Source organism: Exiguobacterium artemiae 255-15 (genome assembly GCF_000019905.1).
Taxonomy (GTDB): domain Bacteria; phylum Bacillota; class Bacilli; order Exiguobacteriales; family Exiguobacteriaceae; genus Exiguobacterium_A; species Exiguobacterium_A artemiae.
Window position 1 is genome coordinate 410,111 of record NC_010556.1, and the last position, 21,697, is coordinate 431,807.

Consider the following 21,697-nt stretch of genomic DNA (forward strand, 5'->3'; position numbering starts at 1 on the left):
ACCTCCATTAGTCGTTACGGATGTTCCATTTCGGTTTGATCGTATTCGTAAAGATATTGTTATGACGAGACCGGATCTGAATCCGTTTGTTGCACATCCGGTTGGCGGCTTCGAGTGTCGTGATTGATTCTGCATGCGACTCGTTAAACACTTCTAGCACCGCATCATAGATATGTTTCGTTTTTAACAGGACACGTTCATGGTTTGCCCCGTACAGTTCGTCAGCGACTTGAATCAGACCGCCGCCGTTGACGATATAATCGGGTGCATATAAAATCCCGCGTTGCTGTAATTCGAGTGCCAGCGCATCGTCGGCCAGCTGGTTGTTGGCCGATCCGCAGATGGCTTTACATTGCAACTGTCCGATATTCGCCGCCTGGATGACACCACCATAGGCACACGGGACAAAGATGTCCGCATCTGTCAGATGAATTTCATGGGCAGCAATGACACGGACCGTTCCCGGTGTTTTTTCCGCCTGCTCAACGAGAGCAGCGAGAACGGCTTCGCTCAAATCGGATACATACAGATTCGCGCCGGCGGACAATAACTGTTCGGCAACTTTATAGCCGACTTTTCCAAGTCCCTGGACGGCATAACTGGCCCGGCTCAAGTCATCGGATCCGTATAAGGTTTCGACAGTTGCCCGCAAACCGTAAATGACACCTTCTGCCGTCGGAATCGATGAATCGCCGCTGCCGCCGAAGGCTTCCGGAATCCCGACGATCCGTGACGTTTCCCGGCTGGCATGGACGAAATCGTCCATCGTCGTGCCCATGTCCGTTCCGGTATAAAACCGTCCGCCGAGCGAATCGACGAATCGTCCGAAAGCACGGAACAATTCAGGTGTTTTGTCTGTTGCCGGATTGCCGATGATGACGGCTTTCCCGCCGCCGAAATCAACGTCGGCTGCAGCGCATTTATACGTCATGCCGCGTGACAGCCGCAAGACATCATCGAGAGCTTCATCGACGGTCGAATACGGTGCCATCCGGCAACCACCTAGGGCGGGACCGAGTGTCGTATCATGAATGGCAATGATGGCTTGCAGACCGGACACAGGATCATTACAAAAAACGACCTGCTCGTGACCTGAGATTTTTTCCATGATCGATAGCGATGGATTTGTGGATGGGTTCAACATGTTCATAAAAACATCCTCCTAACTTTAGTAAGCGCTTTCATTTTTAAGTTCAAAAAACATGCGGCGTCAACTTTTCCTGAATCAGCTGCTTATTTAAGATAATCTGTTTGACTTCCCCAAGACCGATGACACGATTGCCGTGTCTGACTTCGACTTTTGCCAATACGCGACCCGGGGTAAGCTCACTGACAACGGCTTCAATCCGGATATTCGATCCGAGTGTCGCCATTCCTACATGCTTTAAGGAAACAGCTCCACCGACACCTTCCTCCTGTTCTTCCAGATAAGGAAGGATGAGTTTTCGGGCAGCCCATTCCATATGATAGACCATCGAGACGGTCGAATAGGCGGGATGGACAACCACACCCTCAAACTGTGCAAACATTTCTTCTGTGACAGTCGTCTCGATCACCGCAGAGTCGCCGAGCGACAAACCGTTTTTCACGTCGATTCCCCCTTACCCCTGACCAGAGCTGGTCTTACCAAAAACAGTATAACACTTGTCACACGATATTTTATCAATCAGTTACAAAATGAGCAAACAATTTCAGGAATATTTTCCAAAAAGAAATATCGTTTTTTGAGTTTCTCTGTAGGAAAGGTCTTTATTCACATATTTAATCGAAATAAAGACGGATCTTAAGAAAGTTGGGAGCTTTTAACAAAATGAAGGATTGACAACATTGTGAACGTATCGTAGTTTAATGGTATAACCATTTTAAAACGAACGTTTATTTATTGTGTTATATAGACGCGGGAAGGGGTGCCACTTGTATAACGAAATCCTGGAAACGATGGAAGCGGAAGAACGGACGCGCTTACAACTGACAAGTCTACGAGAGACCGTTCGTCATGTGATGGAACATGTTCCGTTTTATCAAACCCGCTTCAAGGAACGGGGACTTGATGCCGAAGCACTGCAAACGATGGCAGACATCCAAAAGTTGCCGTTCACGTATAAAAGTGACCTTCGGGAACAGTATCCGTTCGGATTGTTTGCCGTTCCGCCGCATGAAGCGGTGCGGATCCATGCCTCATCCGGAACAAGCGGAAAACCAACCGTCGTCGGTTATACACAAAGTGACCTCGATGACTGGTCGACCGCTGTTGCACGTGGTCTGGTCGCCATCGGTGCTGAAAAAACCGATTTGTTGCACAACGCCTACGGCTACGGTCTGTTCACCGGCGGACTTGGCTTGCACAGCGGAGCTGAACAGCTGGGAATGACGATTGTTCCCGTGTCCGGCGGTAATACGGATCGGCAAATCACATTGATTGAAGATTTTCAGCCGCGCGGAATTTGCGGAACACCGTCTTATATGTTGCATCTGGCGGAACGGATGGAAGAGAAGGGTCTCGATCCGAAGATGAGCAGCCTCCGGTACGGGATTTTCGGAGCCGAGCCATGGTCGGAAGAGCTGCGGCAGACCCTCGAAGACAAGTGGGGGATTCGGGCATTTGACATCTATGGTCTCAGCGAAATCATGGGTCCCGGTGTCGCGATGGAATGTCAGGAACAAAACGGATTGCATCTGATGGATGATTTGTTCATCACAGAAGTCATTGATCCCGTAACGGGCGAACCGCTACCAGAAGGAATGGTCGGGGAACTCGTTTTTACAAGCTTAAAAAAGAAAGCGCTTCCAATCATCCGGTACCGGACCGGGGATTTGGCATCCGTGACGACAGAAGTCTGTGCCTGCGGCCGGACGACGACCCGGATGTCACGGGTCAAAGGACGAACGGACGACATGATGATTATCCGGGGCGTCAATGTTTTCCCGTCCGAAATCGAACGGGTGCTGTTGCAACAACCGGGTGTCACACCGCACTATCAAATTCACCGGATTCAACGGGCAGGACTTGAAGCACTGGAACTGCACATCGAGCTCGAAGCTGGGACGGTTGCCGAAGAGCTGAAGCGGGTCATCTGTCATGCGATGAAAACAGAATGTCTGATATCAGTGGATCTGATTTGTCACCCGCCATATGGACTTCCGCGGTCTGAAGGCAAGGCCGTTCGAATCATCGACCGTCGCACAGAGTCTGAGAAGAAGTTTGTTTAAGCAAAGGAGGAAATGAAATGTACGATGCGACGCATCTTTTTGAACCACCGGTCATGACCGAAGAGGAAAAAATGGAACGATTTAAAGAACGGATCGAAAACGGGGAAAAAATTGAAGCCGACGACTGGATGCCTGATTTCTACCGGGACACGCTGATCAAATTGATTTCGATGCACGGCATCAGTGAAATCATGGGCGCCTTACCGGAAAAAGAATGGGTGCCGAAAGCGCCGTCCTTACGCCGGAAACTTGGTATCATGGCAAAAGTCCAGGATGAGATGGGACATGGTCAACTCCTGCTTCGGGTCGTTGAGGACTTGATGAAACCGTACGGGAAAACACGGGCGGATCTGATGGATGACTTATTCACGGGACGTCTTAAATTCCATAACGTCTTCCATATGCCGACCCGTTCCTGGGCAGACGCCGGGACAATCGGCTGGCTCGTCGACGGGGCAGCAATCATTACCCAGACGAACATGCTCGGAGCTTCCTACGGACCGTATGCACGGGCATTGCAACGGATTTGTGCCGAAGAAGTGTTCCATGCCCAGCACGGCGAATCAATCATCATGGCTCTGGCAGAAGGGACACCGGAACAAAAAGCAATGATTCAGGAATCGCTGGACGAGTGGTGGGAATCCCTGTTGATGTTCTTCGGTCCGGCATCAAAAGAAACGACCGGTACGTCCAAACAGGACGTGACGATCGCTTATAAAATCCGGACGAAGACAAACGAAGAGTTGCGGCAAAATTTCTTTACGAAATATGTTCCCCGTATCCGTTCGCTTGGTCTCATCATTCCGGATCCGACATTACGGTTTGATGAGGAAACCGGACAATGGATTTACGCCCAGCCGGACTGGACGGAATTCAAGAAAATCATTCAGGGCGGCTGTCCCCGTTCGAAGGAACGGCTCGCCTTACGCCAAACTTCATATCAAAACAATGCCTGGGTGCGCGAGGCACTTGCTGAGACGATCGGCTGAAGGAGGAAAGACCATGACGGAAACGTTTTATCAAGAGTTCGAAGTGTTCAGTAAACGGACGCCGAATGCAGCCTTTACGCATCAGTTCAGTTTACTGGCACCGAATAAAGAGATGGCTCTACTGATGGCGCAGGAAAATTTCATGCGCCGCGAACCGGTCGTCGACATCTGGGTCGTCAAACGGGCCGATATCCGGGGAATGACACCGGATGAAAAGCTGATGCTGCAACGGCTCGACAACAAAGATTACCGGACGACGAAAGGGTACGGTTACCTGAAGAAAAAATGGCGTCATTATGAGCAACAGATGCTCGATGAAAAAGAAATCATGTCCTGGCAAGGAGGCGATTCGAAATGACGGAAACAGAACGTTTAGCGTTGGCTTCACTGCTCTATCAACTGGCGGATGATGACTTTTTATACGCCTACCGGGGATCAGAGTGGTTAGGGCTCGCTCCGCATATCGAAGAAGATGTCGCGTCATCCTCGATTGCCCAGGATTCGATGGGGCATGCGGCGATGTACTATCAGCTGCTTGAAGAAATCGGAGAAGGAAAAGCCGATGCACTCGCACACGTCCGGCTTGCGCACGAACGGAAAAACTCCGTTCTCGTCGAACGCGTCAACGGACCGGGCTATTATATGGAAAACCCGGAATACGACTGGGCCTACGCCGTTGTCCGCAACTATTGTTACACGCTCGCGAAAAAGGTTCGGATTGATTCGTTGAAAAAAAGCAGTTATACGCCGCTTGCGGCCCTCGCCGTCAAGGTCAACATGGAGTTGTATTATCATCTGCTGCACTGGCAGACGTGGTTCACCCAGCTGTATCAATCGACGGAAACAGCCCGTCAGAAAATGGATGCGGCGCTTGAACGGGTGCTGGCAGACTTCGGTGATCTGTTTGATTACGGGGAAGCGTCAGAACTGATTGATGAAATGCGGTTGATTGAAGGTCAGGGGATTTTACTGGATCGCTGGTATCAGGCACTGACGCCGGTGCTCGTCGATCTAAACGTCACGTTGCCGGAAATGAAGATGACCTACAACGGACGAAACGGTGAGCACTCGCCTGATTTGAACGATGCCTTATCGACGCTCGGGGAAGTGTATCTGCTCGATCAGTCAGCGGTATGGTGAAAGGGGAACGGCAGATGACGACACGTTTAGAACAGGAGATCCGGCAGGCGCTCGATACGGTCAAGGATCCGGAAATCGATGCGGTCAGTATCCTGGATCTCGGGATGGTCGAAGCGACGGAATGGACGGAGACACCGTTCGGATACGATGTCCGGGTGACACTGCTGCCGACATTTTTAGGATGTCCGGCGCTTGATATCATTCAAAAAAATACGGAATCCGCGTTGTTGCAAGTACCTCGGGTCAATACGGTCAATGTCGTCTTCCTGTTTGATCCACCCTGGACATCGGACCGGATTACGGAACAAGGGATTGCCGGTCTGAAGTCGTTTGGGATTGCCCCGCCGCGGGTCGTCGATGGGAAATGGGAAATCGACTGTCCGTACTGCGGATCGACGTTCGTCTCGATTGAAAATCTGTTTGGTCCGACGGCTTGTCGCAGCATTTTATACTGTAAATCATGCAAAAATCCATTCGAGGCGATGAAACCCGTCTCTACTCTCATGTGAAGGAAGGTAATCATTATGGTAAAACTAATCGCGCTTTATACACATCCGGAAAACAAGGAACAGTTTGACGAGCATTACTTTAATGTCCATGGTCCGCTGACGGCCAAGATTCCCGGTCTGCAACAGATGACGGTCACGAAAATCGTCGGTTCACCGATGGGCGGAGACGGGAAATATTATCTGATGTGCGAAATGGTCTACGAAAGCCATGAAACGATGAAAGCCGGCATGCGTTCGCTTGAAGGGAAAGCATCCGGGAAAGATTTGATGGGCTTTGCGGGAGATCTTGTAACGCTGATGATTGGTGAAGAAGTCCATGCTGACGCCACAGTACGTTAAGGCGAGTATCGACGGTCGGATCGGCCGGATCCGGCTGAACCGTCCGGAGCGTTACAATGCCTTAAACCGGGCGATGATCCGGGAAATCGTCGAAGCGATGGAGCGGTTCGATCAGGATGAAACGGTTGCGGTCATCGTCCTGAACGGTGAAGGAAAATCCTTTTCCGCCGGAGCCGACATCGAGGAGATGGTCGACGCAACCCCGGTTTCGATGGAATTGCTTGATCCGTTTGCGGATTGGGACCGAATCAGCCGGCTGCATAAACCGTTGATTGCGGCCGTTCATGGCTTTGTGCTCGGCGGAGGGTTTGAACTGGCTCTCGCCTGCGACTTAATCTATGCGACACCCGAGACGCAGTTTGCGTTTCCGGAGGTCGGACTCGGCGTCATGCCGGGAGCCGGCGGGACACAACGGTTGACGAAACGGATCGGTCGGACACGGGCACTGGAATGGTTGTGGACGGGAGACCGGATGCCGGCATCGGAAGCACAGCAACTCGGGATCATCAACCGGATCGTGGAAGCGGATCAGCTTGAAGCACATGTGTTGACAGTGGCCGAGCGGATTGCAGCGCAACCGGTGATGTCCGTGCGTCTGATTAAAGATGCGGTTGATAAAGCAGGGAATCTGTCGTTGCAAGACGGCATGGATCATGAACGACGAAATTTCTACTTACTATTCGGGACGAACGATCAAACGGAAGGCATGCAAGCTTTCGTTGAAAAACGCCAACCGACATTCAAAGGAAACTAAAAGGAGTGGGAGCTATGTCAACGGTACATGAAAAAACAATTGAGATGAAACGTTCCGTCTATCATCTGGTCATCAACGGCGAACAGGTCGAAGGGACATCAGGCGAGACATTCAAAACGTATAATCCGGCGACGGGCGAAGTCATCGCGGAAGTCGCAAAAGCGTCAAAAGCCGATGCCGATCGTGCTGTCCAGGCGGCGCGTGATGCTTTTGATCACGGGAAGTGGAAAATGTGGCCGGTCGGTCGCCGGTCACAAGTGCTGAATAAAATTGCCGGCATCATGCGTTCACGTTTTAATGAGCTCGTGGAACTCGAGATTCTGGATACCGGGAAATCACTCGCTGCGGCACAGGGACAAATCACGCAAGCGATTGAAGACTTTGAATTTTATGCCGGTGCCATCGTCGGTCACCGCGGATCCGTCAATAACGTGCCGGGTCAATTCCATAACTACACGGAAAAAGAACCGGTCGGCGTCTGTGCCCAAATCATTCCGTGGAACTATCCGTTGATGATGGCGGCGTGGAAAGTCGCACCGGCGATTGCCGTCGGCTGTTCGGTTGTCGTGAAACCGGCGACGCTGACACCACTGACAGCCATTATCCTGGGTGAAATTTGTCTCGAAGCCGGTGTACCGGCGGGCGTCGTCAACGTCATTCCGGGATCGGGCCGTGAAATCGGCAATCATTTGGTAGAGCATCCGAATGTTAATAAAGTGGCCTTCACCGGTTCAACACCAGTCGGAAAAGATATCATGGGCCGGGCGTCGGAAAGTCTGAAACGCGTCACGCTCGAGCTTGGCGGTAAATCACCGAACCTCGTCTTTGAGGATGCCGATATCACGGCAGCTGTCGACGGTTCGTTGTTCGGAATCTTCTACAACAGCGGTCAGTCGTGCGAAGCGCGCTCACGCCTGTATATTCATGAAGACATTTACGATACGTTCATGGAACAATTCGTCGCGAAAACGAAACAATTGGTGCTCGGTAATCCGTTCGACAAAGGCACACACGTCGGAGCGATCATCGATCAACAGCAACTCGATGTCATCGACGGTTATGTCCAGTCGGCAAAAGCGGACGGTGCTACGATTTTGACTGGGGGTCAAGTCGAGAAGGTAGCCGGCTTTGAAGAAGGTTTCTGGTATGCACCGACGATCATTGCCGATGTGACACACGACATGAAAGCCGTCCAGGAAGAAATCTTCGGACCGGTCGTCGTCGTGATGAAGTTCAAGGACGAAAAAGAAGCCGTCCGTCTCGCAAACGATACGGAGTTCGGACTCGGATCAGCGATTTGGACAAAAGACGGAGCGCGGGCGACACGGATTGCGAATCAAATCAAAGCCGGTATCGTCATGATCAACTGTCCGTTCTCGGCCTTCCCGGGCACACCGTTCGGCGGCTACAAACAATCTGGTTTCGGTCGTGAACTCTGCATCGAGACGCTTGATTTATATACGGAAACGAAAAGTATCCTGTCGTACTACGGCAGTCGTCCACTTAATCCGTTCGGACTGTAAAACCAAAGCGTGCGGACGTTCGTCCGGACGCTTTTTTAAAGGGGGAAATCAGATGATGGTTCAACAGATGGTTGTCGTAGGATCAGGTGTGATGGGAAGAGGGATTGCGTACGTCGCAGCAGCAAGCGGATTTGACGTGACGCTCGTCGATGTGGAGCAACAACTGCTTGCGTCAGCGCAGCAAGAACTGGAAACGATTGCGGATAAAGGTGTCAGCCGTGGGAAAATGACGACGGAAGAAGTCGGTCAACTGTTCGACCGTTTGCGTTATGCAACGGATTTAGAAGAGGCGGTCAAAGAAGCAGATCTCGTAATCGAAGCTGTTCCGGAACGACTCGAAATCAAACGAATGGTGTTTGAGACACTGGACCGTCATGCGCCGGCGGAGTGTGTCTTTGCGACCAATACGTCGACGATGAGCCCGACCGAGATTGCGTCGTTTACGAAACGTCCGGAACGGGTCATGGCGATGCATTTCTTTAATCCGGTCCACCGGATGCCGCTCGTCGAACTGGCACGGGGTCTTGAGACATCGGACGAAACGGTAATGATCTGCGAAACCGTTGCGCAACAGATGGGAAAAGAGACGGTTGTCATTCAGGAGTTTCCCGGATTCGTTACGTCACGGATCAGTGCCCTTGTCGGAAATGAAGCGTTTTATATGCTCCAGGAAGGACTCGGGACACCGGAAGAAATTGATAAAGCGATCAAGCTTGGACTGAACTATCCGATGGGACCGTTTGAACTCGGGGATCTCGTCGGACTCGACACCCGTTTAAACAATCTGAAGTATCTGCATGAAAAATTGGGTGAAAAATACCGGCCGGCACCACTGCTCGAACAGTATGTCAAAGCAGGACGGCTCGGGCGAAAAACCGGACGCGGTGTCTATGAGTATTCCGACAGCGGGGTGAAGACACGATGAGACGTGTAGCGATCATTGATGCGGTCCGTACACCAATCGGCCGGTATAACGGGGCACTGAAAGACGTCCGCCCGGATGATTTAGGGGCGTGTGTCATTCAAGCCCTCGTTGACCGCAATCCGAATGTCGATCCGAAGCAAATCGAAGAAGTGATTTTCGGAAATGCCAATCAGGCGGGAGAAGATAACCGGAATGTCGCCCGGATGTCCGGCTTACTCGCCGGTCTGCCGGTAGAAGTCGCGGGAACAACCGTCAACCGGCTGTGCGGTTCCGGACTGGATGCCGTCATTGCGGCAGCCCGGGCGATTGCGATGAACGAAGGCGATATTTATATTGCCGGCGGAACGGAAAGCATGACCCGGGCTCCGTTCGTCATGGGCAAACCGGAAACGGGTTTCGCCCGCGGGAATCCGACGCTGTATGACACGACAATCGGCTGGCGGTTCGTCAATGAAAAGCTGCAAGGAATGTACGGAACGGACTCGATGCCGGAAACGGCGGAACACGTTGCAACCCGGTACGGCATTTCGCGGGAAACGCAGGACGATTTTGCCTTTTCCAGTCAGCAACGGGCGAAGCAGGCGATGGAAACACATCGTTTTCAAACCGAGCTGGTGCCGGTCCGGTATACGACACGTAAAGGTCAGGTCATCGAAGTCGATACGGACGAACATCCGCGTCCCGACACAAGCCGTGAAAAGCTTGGAACGCTCAAAAGCCTGTTTCCGAACGGTACTGTTACAGCGGGAAATGCATCGGGTGTCAACGACGGGGCAGCTGCGCTGTTGTTGATGAGCGAAGAAACGGCGGAACATCTTGGTCTGACACCGCTTGCCTATTACCGGGCCAGTGCCGTCGCCGGTGTCGAGCCTGCTGTCATGGGAATCGGACCGGTCGACGCGACCCGGAAAGTCTTGAAACGGGCCGGTTTGACGGTGGAGCAGCTGGACTTGATTGAACTCAACGAGGCGTTTGCGGCACAAAGCGTCGCCTGTATGAACGAGCTTGGATTACCGCCGGAAAAAGTTAATGTCAACGGAGGTGCGATCGCATTCGGTCATCCACTCGGCGCAAGCGGGGCACGGATTTTGACGACGTTAATCCACGAAATGTGCCGGACGAATCAGACATATGGTCTCGCAACGATGTGTGTAGGAGTCGGACAAGGCATTGCACTCATTGTTGAACGGGAGGAACTGACATGATTCATTTGGAACGTTTGGATCACGTCGCCGTTATTCGGGTGGACCGGCCGGAACGGCTGAACTGTTTCGATTATCCGACGCTGGTCGAATTGAAAGAGCTCGTCGCAACCGTCCGTCGCGAGCCGGATATCCGGGTCGTTCTCTTCACGGGAACGGGGAAAGCATTTAGTGCCGGGGCGGATTTAAAGGAACGGGTGACGTTAAACGAAACGGAAGTCCGACGGAACGTCGAAATGATTCGTGACGTCTTCGCAGATATTGCCCGTTTGCCGCAACCGACGATTGCTGCCGTCAACGGTCATGCGCTCGGAGGAGGCTTCGAATGGATGCTCGCCTGTGATTTCCGGATCATCGTCAACGGTGCGCTCGTCGGCTTAACGGAAACCAGTTTCGGGATCATTCCCGGCGCCGGCGGGACACAACGTCTGCCCCGGTTGATTGGGGAGACCCGGGCAAAGGAAATGATTTTCACCGCAAAAAAAATCGATGCGGAGACAGCGGAACGTTACGGCATCGTCTCGCGTGTCGTTCCGACCGTCGAAGAATTGATGGAAGTCTGTCTGGCTTTTGCCGACGAGATGCTGCGCAACGGACCGATTGCCATCCGGCAGGCGAAACAGGCAATCGACCAAGGGCTTGATCATACGCTTTCAGAAGGCTTGAAACTTGAAACAGCTGCCTATGAAACCGTCATCCCGACGGAAGACCGCTTGGAGGCGTTACGTGCTTTTGCCGAGAAACGGACACCGCAGTTTCAAGGAAAATGAGGATGGTCGTTCTCTGAAATAACACGTATACTAACGGTACACAAAAAAACGTTATATTAAAGAGAGAGTGAATGACATGAGTGCGAATACACAATCGATGATTTTTACGGTCTACGGGGATTACATCCGTCATTACGGCAATCAAATCTGGGTCGGCAGTCTGATTCGTCTGCTCAAAGAGTTTGGTCATAATGAACAGGCGGTCCGGGTCGCGGTTTCCCGGATGGTCAAGCAAGGCTGGCTCACCTCACAAAAACAAGGCACGAAAAGTTTTTATTCGCTGACCCCGCGTGGTGTCGAGCGGATGGAAGAAGCCGCCCGGCGGATTTATAAATCGACACCTCATGTCTGGGACGGAAAATGGCGGACGCTGATGTACACGATTCCGGAAGACAAACGGCAAATCCGTGATGAATTGCGGAAAGAGTTGTCGTGGAGCGGATTCGGAAATTTATCGAACGGTGTCTGGATTTCGCCGAACCCACTCGAAAAAGAAGCGGAACGGTTGATTGAAGCTTATGATATCAAGGCGTATATCGACTTTTTTGTCGGCGAATACCACGGACCGCAACAGGATCAATCACTGGTCGAACGGGCCTTTCCGCTCGATGAATTACAGGAACGATATGAACAGTTCATTGCTGAGTACAGCCGGCGTTACATCGTCCATCAAAGCCGGATCCAGCTCGGTGAAATGGATGAGGAACAGTGTTTTGTCGAACGGACGACACTCGTCCATGAATACCGGAAGTTTTTATTTACGGATCCCGGACTGCCGCAGGAGCTGTTGCCGGATGAGTGGAGCGGTCATCACGCGGCCTTGTTGTTTGAACAATACTACCGGCTGCTCGCAGAACCGGCGAGCCGGTTTTTTGAATCCATTTTTCGTGAAACCCACGATGTGACGCAAAAAAGTGCCGATTATGATGCTTCGGAACATCCGTTGTTCGCAGAACGCTAAAACAAAAACGCTCATCCCGAAGAAACGAGATGAGCGTTTTCGTGCAGATCGTCAATTGTCAGCAAGCTGTTTTCGGAAGGCATATCCTTTATCGACGTAGGAATCGATCGATTCCTGAATCATCTCGAGATCGGCTGCCGTGAGCTCACGGACGACTTTACCCGGTGACCCGATAATGAGCGAACGGGGCGGGAATTTTTTGCCGGACGGAATTAAGGTGTTGGCACCGATAATACATTCTTCCCCGATATCGGCATGATCGAGAACCGTCGCCCCCATCCCGACGATTGAGCGCCGGCCGATTTTACAACCGTGTAAAATGGCGTTGTGTCCGACCGTCACCTCATCTTCAACAATGACCGGTGCTCCCTCGTAAAGGTGGATGGTCGCATTGTCCTGGATGCTGCAACGTTTGCCGATCGTGATCGGACCTTCATCGCCGCGGAGGACGGCATTAAACCAAATCGTCGACTCTTCCCCGACGGTCACATCGCCGATCAAAAAAGCGCCAGGAGCGACAAAGACATTTGTGGCGAGCTGCGGAGAACTATCACGGTACGGAATCTTCATGAAAACGCCTCTTTTCTAAAAAATGAATTAAAATTCAATCTTACTTAGTATACCATTCCTGACAACGGAAACGGAGGGAGACCATGTCTCGTCTATGCAGCAAATTAAAGATTGATGTCCCGATTATTCAAGGCGGGATGGGGAATATCAGCCATGCCGAACTGACCGCAGCCGTCTCAAATGCCGGAGGGCTTGGAACGATCGGATGCGGGACGATGACACTTGCTGAAGTCAGACAGTTAATCGAAGCAACACGCCGTTTGACATCACGTCCGTTTGCCCTCAACATCGCGATCCGCGTCTCGCCCCATGCCGAACAGTTGGTTGAGTTGGCGATTGAGGAACGGATTCCGGTCATATCCTTGTCGGCCGGTAATCCGGCTCCTTTTTTGTCCAAGTTAAAGCAGGCGGGGATCCAGACGATCGGAGTCATTGCTTCGGTCAAACAGGCGATTAAAGCTGAACAGGCAGGGATTGATGTACTGGTGGCGGAAGGCGTCGAAGCAGCGGGCATCAATTCACCGCTTGAGTTGACGACGATGACCTTGATTCCACAAATTGCGGATCATGTCACGATTCCTGTCCTTGCCGCCGGCGGCATCGGCGACGGGCGTGGTCTTGCCGCTGCCTGGATGCTCGGAGCAGAAGGTGTGCAGCTCGGCACCCGATTGATTGCGACACAGGAATCCCGTGTGCATGAGCAGTATAAACAACATCTTGTGCAGGCAGACGATCTGGAAACACGAATCATCGGTCGTGAAGTCGGACAGGTTCGGCGGGTGTTGAACGGACCGTATGTCGAGGCACTGCAGCCGACGTCACTCACGGCTTTTCAGGAACAGACAAACGAATCGTTTCATATCAAAGGAGCCCTTGAGGGGGACGAGACGGCAGGATACGTCAATGCAGGTCTGATTTCCGGTTTGATTGATGATGTTCCGACCGTCGCGGAGCTGTTTAACCGGATGATGGATGATGCGTTCGGACGGATCGAACGCATGTACCGGACACTCCAGTAGCGTACAAGAAAAAGAAGCCGACCGATCTGGTCTGCTTCTTTTTCTTGTGGTTCAGGACATTTGTCCTTTCAAATGAGTGTAAAATACGTTCTACTCATAATTAGAGAAAAAGGAGGATGAAGATGAAAGGAATCGTTTTTGCTTTATTCAGCGGATTGTTCATCGCATTGCAAGGGATCTTTAATGCCCGGCTCGGTGACGCGGTAGGGCCATGGATCTCCGTGACGATCGTCCATTTCGTCGGTCTGATCGGCTGTTTATTAATTTACGGATTTGTCCGCGACCGAAAAATCGGCGGTTTCCGCACTTTGCCGCTGATTTACGCAAGCGGCGGATTGCTTGGTGTCCTCGTCGTCGTGACGGAACTGACGTCGATTCAATTGCTCGGGATGACATGGGCGATGTCGCTGTTGCTTGTCGCCCAGATTTTGTGTGCCTTTGTGATTGATTTGAACGGCTGGTTTGGAGTCATTAAAAAAAGTAGTAATACCGGGCAGTGGGTCGGTGTCGGCTTGATGTTGACCGGCGTCTTGATTTTTTCATTTGCCTGAATGGAATAGGAGGAATTAGAATGGGACTCGGAATGTTTTGTGCCATCGTCGCAGGAATGATGATCAGTTTACAGACCGTTTTAAATGCACGGATGAGTCATGCCTTCGGTGCTTGGGCGACGACGACATTAGTCTTTTTTGTCGGACTGCTCGGGTCGTTGCTCGCATTGATCTTCTTTCGGGGTGGAACGCTTGCGGGGCTGGCCGAAGTCGAACCGCTTTATCTGTTTGGCGGTTTCGTTGGTGTCGGGGTTGTCTTTTGTGTCATGCGGGGAATTCAGTTGCTCGGACCGTCGATTGCGATTTCCGTCGTCCTGATTTCGCAACTCAGTTTTGCGCTCTGTGTCGACGTCTTTGGCTGGTTCGGTTTACCGAAAGTCGAGTTGTCGTTCGGTCAAATCATCGGTCTGGCCGTCATGCTCAGCGGCATCTTTGTCCTGAAACGGTATCAGGTCGCAGAGGATACAGAAGAAGTGGAAGATGTTAAAGTCATTTCCTGAAGAAAAAAAGATAAAAAAAAGAGATCATTTCTTTCACGCCACTTCTACTGGTAAAGTGCGTGAAAGGGTGATCTCTTTTTGAAGCTGAATCAGACAGTGACTTCTTCTTTCCAGGCGACATCGATAAAGGCATCGCGACCGGATGCTTTCCGGTCTTTTTTGTAGTGCGCCGGATTTTTTTTGTGGAAGTCCTGATGGTATTCTTCCGCCGGATAGAAGGCGTGTGCCGGTTCGATCCGGGTGACGATTGGTTGTTTAAAACGGTTTGTCGCCGCTAAGGCGTCACGCGAAGCAATTGCTGCAAGGCGTTGTTCTTCCGTGTGATAAAAAATCGCCGGAGCATACTGTGTACCGCGGTCCTGGAATTGTCCGCCGGCATCGGTCGGATCCGTTTGCGGCCAGTACAGTTCGAGTAACCGTTCGTATGAGAACAGGGCCGGGTCAAATGTAATTTCGACGACTTCGGAATGTCCGGTCGTTCCGGTTTTGACTTGCTCGTATGTCGGGTTGTCGACATGTCCTCCTGTATAGCCGGATACGATACTGTGAATCCCCGGCAGTTCCTCAAATGGTGTCACCATGCACCAGAAACATCCTCCTGCAAATGTTGCTTTTTCCATGTCATCTCTCCCTTTCCCTTGGCTGCTTGAGCCGTAATCCTGTCATGTCTGACAGCGAGAAAACGAAAACGACTCCTTTGCTTGGTTGCAAAAGGAGTCGCCGCTTTTTATCAACCAAAGCTTTCGCTTTGCTGGTCGTAGCACCTTGCTGTGCGCAGGTTGCTGGGACGTCATCGATCCAGATCTCTCGGTCCACTCTTGATAAGTGTTATATGAAGTTGATGTAAGTTCGTTATCATTGGGATGATAATACCATTCATAAAAGTGGAAAGTCAATCCTTATGTCTGTAAGGCACGAAGAACGGTGGCTCCTAACGTTTTGGCTCCAATCAGCAGAGCCCGCTCATCAATTTCATATTTCGGATGGTGTTGCGGATAAATCGTCCGCCCATCCGTTTTTGCAGAGCCCGTGAAGAAATAACTGCCCGGTACTTTTTCGAGGTAATAGGCAAAGTCATCCGCTGCCATCATCGGTTTCATCTCGCGAACCTGTGCTTCCGGTAAAAAACCGGCGGCTTCCTGGACGAGCTGTGTTTCATCCGGATGATTCCAAAGCGACGGATAACCGGTCGTGAAATCAATCGAATAATCAGCGCCGACTCCGCTGCAGGTCGTCCGGGCGACGAGGTCCACCTGTTGGCGTAACTGGTGCCGGAGTTGTTCATTGAACGTCCGGATTTCTCCGACGATCCGGGCTTCACCGGTGACGATGTTTGGTGCCGTTCCAGCGTGGAACGAACCGATCGCAACGATAGCCGGCTCAAACGGATCAACCCGTCGGCTGACGAGATGCTGGAGATTACAGACAAGCTGGGCACCGGCGACGAGTGCATCCTGTGTCCGGTGCGGCGCCTGGGCATGACCACCTTGACCGTGAACAACGATTTCAAATTCATCGATTGCACATAACGTATGACCGCTGTGATAGCCGATTGATCCGACCGGAAGATCATTTTCGAGGTGGGTGCCGAAGATGGCATCGACACCGTCGAGACAACCGTCCTCAATCATCTGGATGGCACCCGCCGGGGAACACTTCTTCCCCGTGTTGATGAATGAAGACGACAGTACCTGCCAGTTCATCCTGTATGGCATGAAAAGCAGCGGCCAGTCCGAGAACAATCGCCGTATGACCGTCGTGTCCGCAGGCATGCATGACGCCGGGACGAATCGAACGGAACGATAACTCGGTTTCTTCTTGCAACGGTAACGCATCAAAATCGGCCCGGATGGCGATTGTTTTTCCGGGACGTGTCCCTGTCAGCGTCGCGACGATTCCGCTGCCGCCGACGTTCGCCCGGTAAGGAATACCGAGGGCGTCATAAAAAGCGGCGATTTTAGCGGGAGTCCGGACTTCCTGAAACGATAATTCCGGATGGCGGTGAAAGTCGCGGCGTAAACGAATCATCTCTGATTCATACTCAGTTAAGTAGGTGAATAAATTTTCTTGCATCGAAATCATCCTTTTCGGTATGTCTTGAGTAAAAACGGGTACAGATAGAGGTAATCAATCAGAGGAGGAATCAACATATGGGTGAAATCATCGTCAATGCCGTTCTTACAGTCAAAGCAGGATTAGCCGATCAAGTCTTTCCGATTTTAAGCACAGTCTACAAAGCAGCACAAAATGAACCGGGTTGCTTGCGTTATACATTACATCAATCGATTGAAAATGAACATCAGTTCATGCTTTATGAAGTGTACCGGGACGAAGAGGCTCTGGAAGCGCATATCGCATCTGATCATTATAAAGCATACCGGGAACAAATCGAGTTATACCTGGAGGATCGTCAAGTGACGAAGTACGTCGAGATGACATTCTAAATCAAGGAAAGAAGGGCGCATGGATCCGAAAGGGTCCATACGCCTTTTTCGTTGTTACATCGATTTAAAGCCGAGGAAATGTTCCTGCCAACGTGGTTCGTAAATCGAATTGATTTGCAGTTGTGAGCCGCCGGCATGAATGAAATATTCATTATCGAGCATGATACCGATGTGTGACGGTCCATCCGTGTACGTATTTTCGAAGAAGACGATATCCGACCGTTTCCCGCTGCTGATTGTCGTCCGTCGATTCGTAAAGAACGCCCCGTACCAGTAGCCGCTGACGTTCGTCCGGCCACCGTATTTCCCGGCTTCATTCGTCGCGTAATGAATCAGTCCGGAACAATCAAACCCACCGTTGGCTGCTGTTTGCGAACCCCATGTATATGGTGTTCCCAAGTGTTTGGCGGCTGCCTGAATCAACTTTTCACCGCGCGATGTATTTTTCTGTGCAATCCGTGTATCCGTCTTGACCGTGACGGCACTGACCGGCAGATAAACAGGGGACCAGCCGGACTGGATGACATAAAAATTACCGACCCGGTACCGGGGATAAACACGTTTTCCCTGTTCCACCAATCCGGCACTTTTCGGACTGACCGGTGTCGCAAAATAAGACGATGTTGCTTTGACCGTATAGATTTTTTGACGGTTAATCGCTTGTTGGGTGTAACGCATATCCGGTTTTGTTGTTCCGATGTACGGATTGATGACATAACCGGTTGTTCCGTTCGGCAAGCGGACTTGCCAAAAGTCATCGTCGATTGCTTTCAGACCAATCAACTTTGTGCCTTTACTCAAATAACCGGCAGGGCGGCTGTAAGCGACATCGGCTGAGAAGAGCGGCGTCTGATCAAAGTGGACATAAAAGACGGTGCCGACTTTCGGGCGCGCGACCGGTTTGTTTAAGCCAAGTCTACTCGAGTCGACGAAGCCAAATGTCGTTCCAATTTTGACCCGTGTGTAGTAGCCGCTTGTACCGTAAATCGACAGTTGTGCATTTTTCTTCAGGGTGCCGATTTTTCCTGTCAGACTGGCTTTTGGATGAACGACGACTTTATCATCGAGAACGTAACGGATTCCGGTGACATCATACAAATCCGGTTTTTTCGTCACGAGATCGGCTGTCTTGACGTAAGCGTAGACGGAACCAAGCTTAACGCGTGTGTAGGAACCGCTTGTGCCATAAATGTCAATCTGTTCTGCGCGCTTCATTGTACGGACAATCGTTTTTGCCGTCGTGTCTTTAAAAATCGCTGTTGATTTGCTCGCATACCGGAGACCTGTCTTGGCATAGACTTTTGTCGGAGCAAGCGTACTCGTTAAGACGTAGGCGTATTGTTCGCGGAACAGAATCCGGCTGTAGGCACCGCTTGTTCCGTAGACCGTTAACAGCGTGTTCATCTGATGCTGCTTGAGGACGGGACTGGATGCATTAGGTGCGGAACGGATTGCCGTCGGTGTCTGGACGTATAAACGAGCTGTTTTGGCATAGACTTTTAAAGGAGCAAGTGCGCTCGTCAGGACATAGGCATACTGTCCGTTGAATAAAATCCGGCTGTAGGTACCGCTTGTGCCATATACCGTCAGCAAGGTATTTGTCTGGTGTTCTTTTAAGACGGGACTCGATGCGTTAGGTGCTTGGCGGATTGGAGTAGGTGACTGGACATAAAGTCGGGCTGTCTGCGCAAAAAACTCCAGATTGCCTAACTGAGCTGTCAGGACAAATCCATAGACGCCATTTAAGCGGACGCGTGTATAGGCACCGGATACGCCGTAGATGTCGACGAGTTGATTTTGGGACAATATGCCGAGTGGTGTCCCTGTCGTTGCGGCGGTTGGATAAACGTTGGCAGTTTGTTGGCTGTACTTTTTACCGGTTGCTTCATAGGAGACGACTGGTTTTGTCCCGAGGTGAGCCGTTAAGACGAAAGCATATGTACCGTTCCACTCAATCCGGGTAACATTCCCTGACGTCCCGAATGTCTTGATGGAATCATTTTGTTTCAACGTGGTGAGAGGTGTTCCAACCGTATCAGCTGTTGGATAAACCGACGTTTTCTGTTGGACGAACCGTTCTCCTGTCGCCGAATAGACAGGGGTTGTACTTAAATCCGCCGTCAGGACGAACAGATAATCGGCATCCTGTTTGACGCGGGTGAAGAGACCGACCTGACCATATGTATCGATTTTGCTGTTTGGCGCAAATGTCTGAGCGGTTGCTGCCGACGAATCTGCCGATGAATACAGGGCTGTCACTTTATTTGTATAGTGACTGTCAATTTTCGGATACGTCGGAGTATCCGCCAGTTGGTCTGTCTTCACAAAACGGTAGACGCCATCGAGCAGGATCCGGGTGAAGAGACCCTCGACTCCGAACGTCTCGACTTCAGTAGCGGCAGGCAGAGTGCTGACTGCGGCTGTACTTTCCGTTGTTTCAAAGACCGGGGTAGCAGTCTGGGTAAACTGTTTACCGGTCGCCACTTCTGTTTGTTCGTCGACAACGGCGGCTGAATCATTTCCTTATGCCAGCGGACTGATCGGGAAAGAACTGAACAGCATGACGGAAGCAGCGAGTGATGTGAACCATTTTTTTGAAAGAGGCATCGTATATAAAACTCCATTTCTATAGAAAATTAATTTTTAATCCAATTAAAACTAAGTTTACCATGTTCATTTTTAATGGTGTAAAAAGATATCAAAAAAAGTAAATCATCATCCAAATGATACAAGAGACGGTATGACGTTAAAAAAACGGTACCTCGTGTTAAAGAGGCACCGTCTGAATTATGCGGGATCGTCTTCGTGATCGACTTGCCATTCCCAATCGAGCATGCCGTAAATGAGCGAATCGCGCCAATGATCTTCGAGATAGACGGTTTCACGCAGCTGTCCTTCTTTCGTCATCCCAACTTTCTGAAGAACACGTTCTGAAGCGACATTTCGCGGGTCACACGTGGCAGTAATCCGGTGTAACTCCAGTTTTTCGAATCCGAATTCGAGTAAAAATGCCGCAACGGACGTTGCATAGCCGTTTCCCCATTCATCGGGTGACAGGATATAACCAATTTCGGCAATCTTGTGTTCGGTATCGGTGATTACCAGTTCACCGGCTCCGATGACACGGTCGTCCGGGAAGGTGACGGCAAAGACATAACGGCGGCGTGGATTTTCAAGTTCGCTCTCGAGAGCATCATGAATAAACTGTTTACTGTCGCTTTCGGAGTTGGGTCCCCACGATTGATACTGACTGACAATCGGTTTTGAGGCATAGGCATGGACAGCTTCTAAATCTTCTGGAGTGAAACGACGGATTCGTAGTTGCTCGTTGATTTTATAGCGCATGATGGACTCCTCCTCTGTAGTGGACTCTCTATAAGATATTAGCTGTTCAGCCCGATTTTCCTGTTTGACAGGCAAAATCAAGCGTGCTAAAGTCGGTGTATCGAATGAACAGTATAAGTATCCTCTAGGGTTCCGTTCGGCTGGACCAAGGGAGGAACATAAGGGAAACCTTATGCAACGGAGGGATAAAAGCCCGGGAGTAAAGCGTTTTTACGCTTGCTCCCGGGCTTTTTTGTTTGATTCGAACTGAAGGAGGAAATGACATGGCAAAATATTGGTTAAGCATCATTCTGGCATCCTTTTTTGAAGTCGGCTGGGTCATCGGCTTAAAGCACGCTACGACACCACTTGAATGGGCGGCGACTGTGGTCAGTATCATTATCAGTTTCACGGTGTTAATCAAGGTCTGTAATCATCTGCCGGTCGGAACGGTCTATGCCGTTTTCGTCGGACTCGGCACAGCAGGAACGGTCGTGACGGATATCGTCTTGTTTGATCAGTCCGCATCCGTCATCAAGTTGATCTTGATCGCGGTCTTGCTCGTAGGGGTGATCGGTTTGAAATTAGTCAGCGGGGAGGGTGAAAAACAATGAGTTGGTTTTATTTGATTCTGGCCGGATTGTTTGAAATGCTTGGTGTCGTTTTGATCAATACGTACAATCAACAAAAAAACGTTAAAAATCTGTTGCTGATGTTTGCTGGTTTTGGGTTCAGTTTTTTATTCCTGACCTTGGCGATGAATGAGTTGCCGATGGGAACAGCCTATGCGGTCTGGACGGGCATTGGAGCGGCAGGCGGTACGATTCTCAGCATGATTTTTTACAACGAAGCGAAGGACTGGAAACGGATTGTCTGTATCGGTTTGATTCTCAGTGCGACAATCGGCTTGAAGCTTGCAGGCGAATAAACATATCATTTAGATTACTTTTCCTGTCCGAGCCGACTT

At 50.9% G+C, this 21,697-nt stretch carries 26 protein-coding genes and 1 riboswitch; of the genes, 18 read left to right on the forward strand and 8 right to left on the reverse strand.

The window, feature by feature from the left end:
- Positions 1-7: 7 nt before the first annotated feature.
- Both EXIG_RS02160 and EXIG_RS02165 read right to left on the reverse strand, forming a co-directional pair.
- Positions 8-1,150: a Glu/Leu/Phe/Val family dehydrogenase gene (locus EXIG_RS02160; protein WP_012369294.1), complete on the reverse strand. Its 1,143-nt coding sequence runs from the start codon at positions 1,148-1,150 to the stop codon at positions 8-10.
- Positions 1,151-1,193: 43 nt separating this feature from the next.
- Complete coding sequence (locus EXIG_RS02165) at positions 1,194-1,589, reverse strand: thioesterase family protein (RefSeq protein WP_012369295.1); 396 nt, start codon at positions 1,587-1,589, stop codon at positions 1,194-1,196.
- A gap of 325 nt (positions 1,590-1,914) precedes the next feature.
- On the opposite strand from EXIG_RS02165, the gene EXIG_RS02170 reads away from it, so the two are divergent.
- The 12 genes from EXIG_RS02170 (at position 1,915) to paaX (ending at position 12,322) form a co-directional block, all read left to right on the forward strand.
- Complete coding sequence (locus EXIG_RS02170) at positions 1,915-3,210, forward strand: phenylacetate--CoA ligase family protein (protein WP_012369296.1); 1,296 nt, start codon at positions 1,915-1,917, stop codon at positions 3,208-3,210.
- 17 nt (positions 3,211-3,227) lie between these two features.
- Positions 3,228-4,199 (forward strand): 1,2-phenylacetyl-CoA epoxidase subunit PaaA, encoded by a 972-nt coding sequence (gene paaA, locus EXIG_RS02175; protein WP_012369297.1) that lies wholly within the window; start codon positions 3,228-3,230, stop codon positions 4,197-4,199.
- Between the two features lie 13 nt (positions 4,200-4,212).
- Entirely contained in the window at positions 4,213-4,557 is a 345-nt protein-coding gene (gene paaB, locus EXIG_RS02180; RefSeq protein WP_012369298.1) for a 1,2-phenylacetyl-CoA epoxidase subunit PaaB, read from the forward strand.
- Positions 4,554-5,339, forward strand: coding sequence for a 1,2-phenylacetyl-CoA epoxidase subunit PaaC (gene paaC / locus EXIG_RS02185; RefSeq protein WP_012369299.1), 786 nt, complete (start codon positions 4,554-4,556; stop codon positions 5,337-5,339). Before paaB ends, paaC begins: the two co-directional genes overlap by 4 nt.
- Positions 5,340-5,353: 14 nt before the next feature.
- Positions 5,354-5,848 carry a 1,2-phenylacetyl-CoA epoxidase subunit PaaD gene (paaD, locus tag EXIG_RS02190; RefSeq protein WP_041261443.1) on the forward strand — a complete coding sequence of 165 codons (495 nt, stop codon included), beginning with the start codon at positions 5,354-5,356 and terminating at the stop codon, positions 5,846-5,848.
- 15 nt (positions 5,849-5,863) lie between these two features.
- The gene (locus tag EXIG_RS02195) at positions 5,864-6,187 is read left to right on the forward strand and encodes an EthD family reductase (protein ID WP_012369301.1); all 324 of its coding nucleotides are present in this window, start codon (positions 5,864-5,866) and stop codon (positions 6,185-6,187) included.
- Complete coding sequence (locus EXIG_RS02200; protein ID WP_012369302.1) at positions 6,165-6,941, forward strand: enoyl-CoA hydratase/isomerase family protein; 777 nt, start codon at positions 6,165-6,167, stop codon at positions 6,939-6,941. Before EXIG_RS02195 ends, EXIG_RS02200 begins: the two co-directional genes overlap by 23 nt.
- A gap of 14 nt (positions 6,942-6,955) precedes the next feature.
- Positions 6,956-8,464 (forward strand): aldehyde dehydrogenase family protein, encoded by a 1,509-nt coding sequence (locus EXIG_RS02205; RefSeq protein ID WP_012369303.1) that lies wholly within the window; start codon positions 6,956-6,958, stop codon positions 8,462-8,464.
- 55 nt (positions 8,465-8,519) lie between these two features.
- Positions 8,520-9,389, forward strand: coding sequence for a 3-hydroxyacyl-CoA dehydrogenase (locus EXIG_RS02210; protein WP_041261798.1), 870 nt, complete (start codon positions 8,520-8,522; stop codon positions 9,387-9,389).
- On the forward strand, positions 9,386-10,594 hold the full coding sequence (locus EXIG_RS02215; RefSeq protein ID WP_012369305.1) for an acetyl-CoA C-acyltransferase: 1,209 nt from the start codon (positions 9,386-9,388) through the stop codon (positions 10,592-10,594). Before EXIG_RS02210 ends, EXIG_RS02215 begins: the two co-directional genes overlap by 4 nt.
- The gene (locus EXIG_RS02220; protein WP_012369306.1) at positions 10,591-11,361 is read left to right on the forward strand and encodes an enoyl-CoA hydratase-related protein; all 771 of its coding nucleotides are present in this window, start codon (positions 10,591-10,593) and stop codon (positions 11,359-11,361) included. Before EXIG_RS02215 ends, EXIG_RS02220 begins: the two co-directional genes overlap by 4 nt.
- Before the next feature lie 76 nt (positions 11,362-11,437).
- Positions 11,438-12,322: a phenylacetic acid degradation operon negative regulatory protein PaaX gene (gene paaX / locus EXIG_RS02225; protein ID WP_012369307.1), complete on the forward strand. Its 885-nt coding sequence runs from the start codon at positions 11,438-11,440 to the stop codon at positions 12,320-12,322.
- A 51-nt stretch (positions 12,323-12,373) separates the two neighbouring features.
- Here paaX and EXIG_RS02230 read toward each other — a convergent pair whose 3' ends face one another.
- Positions 12,374-12,892, reverse strand: coding sequence for a gamma carbonic anhydrase family protein (locus EXIG_RS02230; RefSeq protein ID WP_012369308.1), 519 nt, complete (start codon positions 12,890-12,892; stop codon positions 12,374-12,376).
- An 83-nt stretch (positions 12,893-12,975) separates the two neighbouring features.
- Here EXIG_RS02230 and EXIG_RS02235 point away from each other — a divergent pair, with 83 nt between their 5' ends.
- The 3 genes from EXIG_RS02235 (at position 12,976) to EXIG_RS02245 (ending at position 14,962) form a co-directional block, all read left to right on the forward strand.
- Positions 12,976-13,911 (forward strand): NAD(P)H-dependent flavin oxidoreductase, encoded by a 936-nt coding sequence (locus tag EXIG_RS02235; RefSeq protein WP_012369309.1) that lies wholly within the window; start codon positions 12,976-12,978, stop codon positions 13,909-13,911.
- Between the two features lie 122 nt (positions 13,912-14,033).
- Entirely contained in the window at positions 14,034-14,462 is a 429-nt protein-coding gene (locus EXIG_RS02240) for a DMT family transporter (protein ID WP_012369310.1), read from the forward strand.
- A gap of 20 nt (positions 14,463-14,482) precedes the next feature.
- A complete protein-coding gene (locus EXIG_RS02245; protein ID WP_012369311.1) occupies positions 14,483-14,962 on the forward strand; it encodes a DMT family transporter in 480 nt (159 codons plus the stop codon).
- Positions 14,963-15,051: 89 nt separating this feature from the next.
- Here EXIG_RS02245 and msrA read toward each other — a convergent pair whose 3' ends face one another.
- From msrA to EXIG_RS16210, 3 genes are all read right to left on the reverse strand, one after another.
- Entirely contained in the window at positions 15,052-15,582 is a 531-nt protein-coding gene (gene msrA / locus EXIG_RS02250; protein WP_012369312.1) for a peptide-methionine (S)-S-oxide reductase MsrA, read from the reverse strand.
- A gap of 104 nt (positions 15,583-15,686) precedes the next feature.
- Positions 15,687-15,790, reverse strand: a riboswitch (SAM riboswitch).
- Positions 15,791-15,861: 71 nt separating this feature from the next.
- The gene (locus tag EXIG_RS16205; RefSeq protein ID WP_326930240.1) at positions 15,862-16,593 is read right to left on the reverse strand and encodes an amidohydrolase; all 732 of its coding nucleotides are present in this window, start codon (positions 16,591-16,593) and stop codon (positions 15,862-15,864) included.
- Positions 16,586-17,035 (reverse strand): M20/M25/M40 family metallo-hydrolase, encoded by a 450-nt coding sequence (locus tag EXIG_RS16210; protein ID WP_326930241.1) that lies wholly within the window; start codon positions 17,033-17,035, stop codon positions 16,586-16,588. Before EXIG_RS16210 ends, EXIG_RS16205 begins: the two co-directional genes overlap by 8 nt.
- 77 nt (positions 17,036-17,112) lie before the next feature.
- Between EXIG_RS16210 and EXIG_RS02260 the strand changes: the two genes are divergently transcribed.
- Positions 17,113-17,406 carry a putative quinol monooxygenase gene (locus EXIG_RS02260; protein ID WP_012369313.1) on the forward strand — a complete coding sequence of 98 codons (294 nt, stop codon included), beginning with the start codon at positions 17,113-17,115 and terminating at the stop codon, positions 17,404-17,406.
- Positions 17,407-17,460: 54 nt separating this feature from the next.
- Here EXIG_RS02260 and EXIG_RS02265 read toward each other — a convergent pair whose 3' ends face one another.
- Both EXIG_RS02265 and EXIG_RS02270 read right to left on the reverse strand, forming a co-directional pair.
- Positions 17,461-19,890, reverse strand: a complete 2,430-nt coding sequence (locus EXIG_RS02265) for an SH3 domain-containing C40 family peptidase (RefSeq protein WP_012369314.1) — start codon at positions 19,888-19,890, stop codon at positions 17,461-17,463.
- A gap of 303 nt (positions 19,891-20,193) precedes the next feature.
- Complete coding sequence (locus tag EXIG_RS02270) at positions 20,194-20,751, reverse strand: GNAT family N-acetyltransferase (RefSeq protein ID WP_012369315.1); 558 nt, start codon at positions 20,749-20,751, stop codon at positions 20,194-20,196.
- 263 nt (positions 20,752-21,014) lie between these two features.
- Here EXIG_RS02270 and EXIG_RS02275 point away from each other — a divergent pair, with 263 nt between their 5' ends.
- Positions 21,015-21,344: a DMT family transporter gene (locus EXIG_RS02275; RefSeq protein ID WP_012369316.1), complete on the forward strand. Its 330-nt coding sequence runs from the start codon at positions 21,015-21,017 to the stop codon at positions 21,342-21,344.
- A complete protein-coding gene (locus EXIG_RS02280) occupies positions 21,341-21,658 on the forward strand; it encodes a DMT family transporter (RefSeq protein WP_012369317.1) in 318 nt (105 codons plus the stop codon). Before EXIG_RS02275 ends, EXIG_RS02280 begins: the two co-directional genes overlap by 4 nt.
- The last annotated feature ends 39 nt before the right edge of the window (positions 21,659-21,697 follow it).

What these genes read in the sequence shown, in the direction of transcription:
- EXIG_RS02220 (WP_012369306.1), top strand. Translation starts at nt 10,591, where the DNA reads ATGATTCATTTGGAACGTTTGGATCACGTCGCCGTTATTCGGGTGGAC.
- paaX (WP_012369307.1), top strand. Translation starts at nt 11,438, where the DNA reads ATGAGTGCGAATACACAATCGATGATTTTTACGGTCTACGGGGATTAC.
- EXIG_RS02260 (WP_012369313.1), top strand. Translation starts at nt 17,113, where the DNA reads ATGGGTGAAATCATCGTCAATGCCGTTCTTACAGTCAAAGCAGGATTA.
- EXIG_RS02280 (WP_012369317.1), top strand. Translation starts at nt 21,341, where the DNA reads ATGAGTTGGTTTTATTTGATTCTGGCCGGATTGTTTGAAATGCTTGGT.
- EXIG_RS16210 (WP_326930241.1), bottom strand. Translation starts at nt 17,035, where the DNA reads ATGCAAGAAAATTTATTCACCTACTTAACTGAGTATGAATCAGAGATG.
- EXIG_RS02160 (WP_012369294.1), bottom strand. Translation starts at nt 1,150, where the DNA reads ATGAACATGTTGAACCCATCCACAAATCCATCGCTATCGATCATGGAA.
- paaC (WP_012369299.1), top strand. Translation starts at nt 4,554, where the DNA reads ATGACGGAAACAGAACGTTTAGCGTTGGCTTCACTGCTCTATCAACTG.
- paaB (WP_012369298.1), top strand. Translation starts at nt 4,213, where the DNA reads ATGACGGAAACGTTTTATCAAGAGTTCGAAGTGTTCAGTAAACGGACG.
- EXIG_RS02210 (WP_041261798.1), top strand. Translation starts at nt 8,520, where the DNA reads ATGGTTCAACAGATGGTTGTCGTAGGATCAGGTGTGATGGGAAGAGGG.
- EXIG_RS02240 (WP_012369310.1), top strand. Translation starts at nt 14,034, where the DNA reads ATGAAAGGAATCGTTTTTGCTTTATTCAGCGGATTGTTCATCGCATTG.
- EXIG_RS02205 (WP_012369303.1), top strand. Translation starts at nt 6,956, where the DNA reads ATGTCAACGGTACATGAAAAAACAATTGAGATGAAACGTTCCGTCTAT.
- EXIG_RS02230 (WP_012369308.1), bottom strand. Translation starts at nt 12,892, where the DNA reads ATGAAGATTCCGTACCGTGATAGTTCTCCGCAGCTCGCCACAAATGTC.
- EXIG_RS02200 (WP_012369302.1), top strand. Translation starts at nt 6,165, where the DNA reads ATGCTGACGCCACAGTACGTTAAGGCGAGTATCGACGGTCGGATCGGC.
- EXIG_RS02245 (WP_012369311.1), top strand. Translation starts at nt 14,483, where the DNA reads ATGGGACTCGGAATGTTTTGTGCCATCGTCGCAGGAATGATGATCAGT.
- EXIG_RS02270 (WP_012369315.1), bottom strand. Translation starts at nt 20,751, where the DNA reads ATGCGCTATAAAATCAACGAGCAACTACGAATCCGTCGTTTCACTCCA.
- EXIG_RS02215 (WP_012369305.1), top strand. Translation starts at nt 9,386, where the DNA reads ATGAGACGTGTAGCGATCATTGATGCGGTCCGTACACCAATCGGCCGG.
- paaD (WP_041261443.1), top strand. Translation starts at nt 5,354, where the DNA reads ATGACGACACGTTTAGAACAGGAGATCCGGCAGGCGCTCGATACGGTC.
- EXIG_RS02275 (WP_012369316.1), top strand. Translation starts at nt 21,015, where the DNA reads ATGGCAAAATATTGGTTAAGCATCATTCTGGCATCCTTTTTTGAAGTC.
- paaA (WP_012369297.1), top strand. Translation starts at nt 3,228, where the DNA reads ATGTACGATGCGACGCATCTTTTTGAACCACCGGTCATGACCGAAGAG.
- msrA (WP_012369312.1), bottom strand. Translation starts at nt 15,582, where the DNA reads ATGGAAAAAGCAACATTTGCAGGAGGATGTTTCTGGTGCATGGTGACA.
- EXIG_RS02195 (WP_012369301.1), top strand. Translation starts at nt 5,864, where the DNA reads ATGGTAAAACTAATCGCGCTTTATACACATCCGGAAAACAAGGAACAG.
- EXIG_RS16205 (WP_326930240.1), bottom strand. Translation starts at nt 16,593, where the DNA reads ATGATTGAGGACGGTTGTCTCGACGGTGTCGATGCCATCTTCGGCACC.
- EXIG_RS02235 (WP_012369309.1), top strand. Translation starts at nt 12,976, where the DNA reads ATGTCTCGTCTATGCAGCAAATTAAAGATTGATGTCCCGATTATTCAA.